Raw genomic sequence first — 7,255 nt, forward strand, 5'->3', positions numbered from 1 at the left:
ACCCGCACCGGTCACCTTCGACCCGAAGACGCGCTCGACGAGATTGTGCGGTTCTTCGAGGCGCGGGTTTCCGCCTTGCGACGGAGCGGGGTCGCTGCCGACCGGCTCATCCTCGATCCGGGGATGGACCGGCGATTGGTCCATGGCGAAACGGCCGACCTTGCGCCGACCGGCTTCGGGCAACAGGTCCGCGAAGCCATGGACCAGCGCCGCGAGCATCATATCGAACAGCGCGACGCCACGCGCAACAGGGACGGCCGAATCTTCTACCGGCGCAATCTTCTCGCCACCCTGCGCGAGCGGGAAGTTGCGCGCGCCGGTGCGGAGATGGCCGAGGGCAAGGCGCTGCCGTTCCGCGCCGCCAAGGATGGTGAGAGCGTCAGCGGCAAGTTTACCGGAACCGTGCATCTATCGAGCGGCAAGTTCGCCGTGGTCGAGAAATCCCATGAGTTCACCCTTGTCCCGTGGCGGCCGATCATCGACCGCCAACTCGGCCGCGAGGTTATGGGCATCGTGCAGGGCGGGTCGGTGTCGTGGCAGTTAGGGCGGCAGAGGGGGCTGGAACGCTGAGTGCGCCCATGCCGCATTGCGAAGCAAAAGATAATCGGATAAAATGTAGCAATTCATATTCGTAAGCGTGGAGTAATCAGATGGGAAATTCCAAGTCAGCAGACAAGTAAGCCGCAACAACCAGTATTGTTGTTGCGGCGCTCTGTAAGGCTAGTCTCATCTGATTGCTGACGAGCAGACGTCGCCCGGTATTCCTTAATCGAGGGTTGATTCGTCATGACCACCACACGCCCCGCGTGGGCCTATACGCTGCCGGCAGCACTGCTGCTGATGGCTCCTTTCGACATCCTCGCTTCACTGGCGATGGATATTTATCTCCCTGTCGTTCCAGCGATGCCCGGCATCCTGAACACGACGCCCGCTATGATCCAACTCACGTTGAGCCTCTATATGGTGATGCTCGGCGTGGGCCAGGTGATTTTTGGTCCGCTCTCAGACAGAATCGGGCGACGGCCAATTCTACTTGCGGGCGCAACGGCTTTCGTCATTGCGTCTCTGGGAGCAGCTTGGTCTTCAACTGCACCGGCCTTTGTCGCTTTCCGTCTACTTCAAGCAGTGGGCGCGTCGGCCATGCTGGTGGCGACGTTCGCGACGGTTCGCGACGTTTATGCCAACCGTCCTGAGGGTGTCGTCATCTACGGCCTTTTCAGTTCGATGCTGGCGTTCGTGCCTGCGCTCGGCCCTATCGCCGGAGCATTGATCGGCGAGTTCTTGGGATGGCAGGCGATATTCATTACTTTGGCTATACTGGCGATGCTCGCACTCCTAAATGCGGGTTTCAGGTGGCACGAAACCCGCCCTCTGGATCAAGTCAAGACGCGCCGATCTGTCTTGCCGATCTTCGCGAGTCCGGCTTTTTGGGTTTACACTGTCGGCTTTAGCGCCGGTATGGGCACCTTCTTCGTCTTCTTCTCGACGGCTCCCCGTGTGCTCATAGGCCAAGCGGAATATTCCGAGATCGGATTCAGCTTTGCCTTCGCCACTGTCGCGCTTGTAATGATCGTGACAACCCGTTTCGCGAAGTCCTTTGTCGCCAGATGGGGCATCGCAGGATGCGTGGCGCGTGGGATGGCGTTGCTTGTTTGCGGAGCGGTCCTGTTGGGGATCGGCGAACTTTACGGCTCGCCGTCATTCCTCACCTTCATCCTACCGATGTGGGTTGTCGCGGTCGGTATTGTCTTCACGGTGTCCGTTACCGCGAACGGCGCTTTGGCAGAGTTCGACGACATCGCGGGATCAGCGGTCGCGTTCTACTTCTGCATCCAAAGCCTGATAGTCAGTATCGTCGGGACATTGGCGGTGACGCTGTTAAACGGCGATACAGCGTGGCCCGTGATTTGTTACGCCACGGCAATGGCAGTGCTGGTGTCGTTGGGGCTGGCGCTCCTTCGATCCCGTGATGCTGCCACCGAGAAGTCGCCAGTCGTCTAGCCGACGACTGGAAGCAAGCCCGCTCCGATGCGGCGCAATAATCTTCGAAACCTCGTGAATGGCGGTATCCTGTCTGGCAAGATACCGCTCATTTCCCTTGTCCCGTGGCGGCCGGTCATCGACCGCCAGCTCGGCCGTGAGGTCATGGGCATCGTGCAAAGCGGATCGGTGTCGTGGCAGTTGGGGCGGCAAAGGGGCATAAGCCTCTAATCTGTTGTAGATGAACGCAGCCGCTCGAAACCAGCGATGAGGCTGTCGAGTCCGAAGTTGAACGCAGCATCCATGCCGTCTGTTTCCAACTCGTGAAACAGATCGTGCAGGAAGGACGACGGTGCTTGCTCGGACACATCTGGCCTGTCCGGAACTCTCTCATCGGCATCAGATGCCTGCTGCTCGAGAACGGAACCGACCACATAGTGACTGACCGCCCGGAGCGCCCAAACGGCGCGCTTCGGACAAAAGCCCTCCGCGCAGAGAAAGCGTATTTGCGTCTCGGCGGTGCCAAAATTCGGTTCTGTCGGTCGAGTGCCGGCATGGATACGCGCGCCGTCCCGATAAGAGAGCAACGCCGTTCTGAAGCTCAGGGCATTCTCTTTCAGGAACACCCGCCAGTCCTCATTCTCTTCGGGTAGCGAGCGGGTATGGCGTTCCGCCAGCATCGCCTCGGCGAGCGCATCAAGCAGCGCTCGCTTGTTCTGGAAATGCCAGTAAAGCGCAGGCTGCTGAACCTTGAGGCGTTCAGCGAGCTTCCGCGTCGTCAGGCTGTCCATGCCAACCTCGTTCAACAGCTCTAGCGCCGCCGCGATCACGGTGCCCTTGTCCAGTTTGGTCATTCACGTTCCTTCGCCAGTGCTTGACAATTTATCACCGATAAGTTATATGTCCATCTCCTTATCGTTGATAAAGTCGCTCCATTGAGCGGCGCTGGAGTTTCAGGTGCGCAGCTCTGCCATCATTGCCCTGCTGATCGTGGGTCTTGACGCCATGGGTCTCGGCCTCATCATGCCCGTCCTTCCGACGCTTCTGCGTGAGCTTGTGCCAGCAGAGCAGGTCGCTGGACACTATGGTGCCTTGCTGTCGCTCTATGCATTGATGCAGGTCGTCTTCGCGCCCATGCTTGGACAGCTTTCGGATTCTTACGGTCGGCGTCCGGTACTTCTGGCTTCTCTTGCAGGAGCCGCAGTCGATTACACGATTATGGCATCAGCGCCGGTCTTATGGGTGCTCTATATCGGCCGACTCGTGTCCGGCGTCACGGGCGCAACCGGAGCTGTAGCAGCCTCAACCATTGCCGATTCGACGGGGGAAGGTTCTCGCGCACGCTGGTTCGGCTACATGGGGGCCTGTTATGGGGCGGGCATGATTGCCGGGCCAGCACTTGGTGGCATGCTCGGTGGTATCTCTGCTCATGCCCCGTTTATCGCCGCCGCCCTTCTCAACGGGTTCGCGTTCCTGCTTGCCTGCATTTTCCTCAAGGAGACTCATCACAGCCATGGCGGGACCGGAAAGCCGGTTCGCATCAAACCATTCGTTCTGTTACGGCTGGATGATGCATTGCGCGGGCTAGGTGCGCTTTTCGCAGTTTTCTTCATTATTCAACTGATCGGCCAAGTGCCTGCAGCCCTATGGGTCATATATGGCGAGGACCGTTTTCAGTGGAACACCGCGACCGTTGGTTTGTCGCTCGCGGCGTTTGGGGCAACACATGCGATCTTCCAAGCGTTTGTTACCGGCCCGCTTTCAAGCCGGCTTGGAGAGCGGCGCACGCTGCTGTTTGGCATGGCTGCGGATGCGACTGGCTTCGTTCTTCTGGCTTTTGCCACGCAGGGATGGATGGTGTTCCCGATTCTGTTGCTGCTTGCCGCCGGGGGTGTTGGCATGCCGGCCTTGCAGGCAATGCTCTCAAACAATGTCAGCAGTAACAAGCAAGGGGCTTTGCAAGGAACGCTAACGAGCCTCACCAATCTAAGCTCTATCGCAGGACCGCTTGGCTTCACAGCACTCTATTCTGCCACCGCCGGGGCATGGAACGGTTGGGTTTGGATTGTCGGCGCGATCCTCTATTTAATATGTCTGCCAATACTACGCAGACCATTCGCAACTTCATTGTGATTTAGTCATGGCGATTTGGCATGCGTAGACTTAGGAGAAATGACGGATTAAATCTGTTGAGCAATCATCTCCTTTCGGGGCGAGTGCCAATGATGACCTTAGTTCACACTCTCGCTGTCGCCGAATATCTCAACTTCCGTCACGCCGCCAACGCGCTCGGCGTTGCACAGTCCAGCGTCAGCGCCCGCGTGAAGGCACTGGAAGAAGACCTCGGCATCCTCTTGTTCGAGCGTCATGCGCGCGGCGTTCGGCTGACCGAGGCCGGACGCCATTTCGTCGAGCGGATAGCCGTAGGTATTGACCAACTCGACCATGCGGTGAAAACCGCCGGCATGGCGGCAGCCGGAGAAAGCGGCCGGCTTCGTATCGGTATCCATGCCCTGATTCCGCATAGCTTCCTCGCAAAGCTGATCGGCCAATACCGCAAGGATTACCCCGATGTTGAAGTCGAGATCGCCGAAGGCCCGGCCCGTGAAGCGGTGGTGCAGCTTCGCGCCGGCAGGTTGGACGTGGCGTTCGTCGCGGGCACGCCCCAACCACCCGACTGCCATTCCCGTCGCACATGGACCGAACCGCTCTTGGCGGTGCTACCGGAACGGCATCCGCTCGCCAAGCGGTCAGCCGTCACATGGCCCGATTTGGCAGGCGAGACGTTCCTTGCGTATAGGAAGTTCAAACGCCCTTTTCGGGCAGTCTGCTGGGTAGGCGGCGGTCGCGCAAGCCCCGTTTTGGGCACGGATCGGACGTCTGTGAGTGGGATTTCGGCATCGCGGGGCCACGCAGCGGCGTTGTCAGCAGCCATGCTTCGCTGATTCCCGACAGCGGGCCGAGCGCCGCCCTGCGGATCGTGGCCGCATCGGCTCGGATTCCGGTTTCGCCGTCGGCTGTGCAGCCGGCAGATCGTCACGCGGCTTGCACTGGCGGCGCGCGCGCTGCGGGCCTGTAGTGCGCTTCTTCCCGCGCGCCGTGCTTCTCGAAGTGGGCGAGGATGGCGCGGATGGCGGTGGGTTCCTCGATGCTGGCGACGATCCGCACGGTGCCACCGCAGTGGACGCAGGCGGTGACGTCGATGGAAAAGACCCGCTTGAGCCGTTGCGCCCAGCTCATCGCACGGCGCTTCTCCTCGGGGCTGCGCGGCGCGTCGTGGGCGCTGACGTCCACTGGCGCCGCATCGCCCGCAGGCCGCTTGCCGCGCCCCGAGGGCGTCAGCTGCGCACGCAGGTTTGCATTCGGGGCGAATACGCCGTGGAAGCGGGTGAGATGCGCGCGAGGTGGCGGGACCAGCGCCGCCAGCTTGGCGATGAAATCCACCGGATCCCATTCCACATGCGTGGTGCCATTGCGCCACGGGGTCTTGAGCTGGTAACGCACCCTGCCCTGGAGCGCTATCGACAGCCGCTTCTCGCTGATCGCCGGGCGCGTGATGTAGCGGCACAGCTTTTCCAGCTTGTGGCTTTCGTGTGCTTCGGCCGCCACGCCGGCATGCAGTGAGAAGCCGCCGACCTTGCCGGCTTCGCCCTCCAGCGAACCGGCGTCACCGGGCAGCGTTTGCAGCGTGACGACCTTGCAGCCAGCGTCGCGGCCGGTGGCGATGCGGTAGGTGATCGAACTCATCCGCAGCCCATCCATGCTGTCGTCGCCTGCAGCGCTGTCTGCCAGGAAGGCCGATTCGCCCTCCCCTTCGAGCCAGCCTTTGCGCGTCAGGTGCCGACACACCCGGTGCGCGATGGTAGCTGCCAGCTGGGTCAACTGCGCGGTGGTGGGCGCACGGGCGCGGTGCAGGCGCAGTTCGCGCCGCGGCAGCTCGGTGGCTTCCACGTACACGCCGTCGAGCCACAGCATGTGGAAGTGGATGTTCAGGTTCAGCGCGCTGCCGAAACGCTGGATCAGCGTCACCGCGCCGCACTGGGCGCTGGCGCGGTCGATGCCGGCTTGATCGGCCAACCAGCCGGCGATCACGCGCTGCACGATGCCCAGCACCGGGCCAATGGCTTCTGGCTTGCTGGCGAACAGGAAACGCAAGGGGTACGGAAAGCTCAGCACCCATTGCCGCACAGGCCGCGGGCCGAACACCTCCTCGACCAGGTGCCGCGCACTCTCGGCCATGCGTCGCGCGCCGCAACTCGGGCAGAACCCGCGCTTCTTGCAGGAGAAGGCCACCAGCCTCTCTGCACGGCAGTGCTCGCACACCACCCGCAGGAAGCCGTGCTCGAGTACGCCGCAACGCAGGTAGGCATCGAACGCCTCGCGGACATACCCGGGCAGCGAGCGGCCCTCCGCTTCGATCCGTGCAATGAAGTCCGGGTAGTGCGCCTCTACCAACGCGTACAGCAGCGTGCGCTCGGGCGCGTGGCGCGCGTACCGCGAACCGGTGTGGGCGGACGGCAGTGGCGCGCATCCCGCGGCTTGCCGCCGGGATGTGGCGAGGCGCGGCACGCAGCGCTCCGGTGCGGGGACGGCTGCTCAGTGTTGCGCCTGTGTTCGCACGTTCGTATCGGTGCGTTCTGATCTTCGCGTCAGACATTGCCGCGGCGCGGGCACAACAAAAAGCCCGGCATCGCTGCCGGGCTCCGGCCCCGTCCTTGGGGCCTTGATGTCGGGTCGTTGCCGGGATCGGACCGCGCTGGCGCGGTCCGGTTCCCTGACGACCGGGCCAACCGGATCAGAAATCCATGCCGCCCATGCCGCCCATACCGCCAGCACCCGGCATGGCCGGCTCTTCCTTCTTCGGCACTTCGGCCACGACCACTTCGGTCGTGATCGCAAGGCCGGCGACGGAAGCGGCGTGCTGCAGGGCCGAGCGGGTCACCTTGGTCGGGTCCAGGATGCCCATGGCGATCATGTCGCCGAACTCGCCGGTGGCGGCGTTGTAGCCGTAGCTGCCTTCGCCGGCCTTGACGTTGGCCACGATCACGCTCGGTTCTTCACCGGCGTTGGCCACGATGGCGCGCAGCGGGGCTTCCAGCGCACGGCGGGTGATGGCGATGCCCAGGTTCTGGTCTTCGTTGATGCCCTGCCAGGGCAGATCCGTGCACAGCACCTTGCCGTAGAAGAACAGCAAGGCCGCCAATGCCTGACGATGCGTGGAGACCGAAACCTTGCGCTCGTTCGCCAGCCAGGACAGAAATGCCTCGACTTCGCT

General features: G+C 62.2%; 7 protein-coding genes and 1 pseudogene. 5 read left to right on the plus strand and 3 right to left on the minus strand.

From position 1 onward, the window contains the following. The 3 genes and pseudogenes from J4650_RS22485 to J4650_RS22495 all read left to right on the plus strand — a co-directional run. A partial coding sequence (locus J4650_RS22485) for a DUF3363 domain-containing protein (RefSeq protein WP_130046563.1) occupies positions 1–570 on the plus strand: 570 nt, incomplete at its 5' end. Positions 571–786: 216 nt separating this feature from the next. Then, positions 787–2,001: a chloramphenicol/florfenicol efflux MFS transporter FloR gene (gene floR, locus J4650_RS22490; protein WP_001747811.1), complete on the plus strand. Its 1,215-nt coding sequence runs from the start codon at positions 787–789 to the stop codon at positions 1,999–2,001. A gap of 93 nt (positions 2,002–2,094) precedes the next feature. Beyond that, a pseudogene (locus J4650_RS22495) lies at positions 2,095–2,211 on the plus strand (DUF3363 domain-containing protein); the annotation flags it as partial. Here the strand turns inward: J4650_RS22495 and tetR(G) are convergent. Beyond that, positions 2,208–2,834, minus strand: coding sequence for a tetracycline resistance transcriptional repressor TetR(G) (gene tetR(G), locus J4650_RS22500; protein ID WP_000163574.1), 627 nt, complete (start codon positions 2,832–2,834; stop codon positions 2,208–2,210). The pseudogene J4650_RS22495 and the gene tetR(G) overlap by 4 nt on opposite strands. Positions 2,835–2,937: 103 nt before the next feature. Between tetR(G) and tet(G) the strand changes: the two genes are divergently transcribed. Both tet(G) and J4650_RS22510 read left to right on the plus strand, forming a co-directional pair. Next, positions 2,938–4,113 carry a tetracycline efflux MFS transporter Tet(G) gene (tet(G), locus tag J4650_RS22505; RefSeq protein ID WP_001257840.1) on the plus strand — a complete coding sequence of 392 codons (1,176 nt, stop codon included), beginning with the start codon at positions 2,938–2,940 and terminating at the stop codon, positions 4,111–4,113. An 89-nt stretch (positions 4,114–4,202) separates the two neighbouring features. Beyond that, on the plus strand, positions 4,203–4,925 hold the full coding sequence (locus tag J4650_RS22510) for a LysR family transcriptional regulator (RefSeq protein WP_223151157.1): 723 nt from the start codon (positions 4,203–4,205) through the stop codon (positions 4,923–4,925). A 91-nt stretch (positions 4,926–5,016) separates the two neighbouring features. Here J4650_RS22510 and J4650_RS22515 read toward each other — a convergent pair whose 3' ends face one another. Together J4650_RS22515 and J4650_RS22520 are read right to left on the minus strand one after the other, a co-directional pair. Beyond that, positions 5,017–6,501, minus strand: coding sequence for an IS91 family transposase (locus J4650_RS22515; RefSeq protein WP_022742855.1), 1,485 nt, complete (start codon positions 6,499–6,501; stop codon positions 5,017–5,019). A gap of 274 nt (positions 6,502–6,775) precedes the next feature. Further along, positions 6,776–7,255, minus strand: a 480-nt coding sequence (locus J4650_RS22520) for a TCP-1/cpn60 chaperonin family protein (protein WP_065675099.1), incomplete at its 5' end; no start/stop codon positions are given.

This window comes from Salmonella sp. 32120201201600049SM (genome assembly GCF_017572835.1).
GTDB lineage: Bacteria > Pseudomonadota > Gammaproteobacteria > Enterobacterales > Enterobacteriaceae > Salmonella > Salmonella enterica.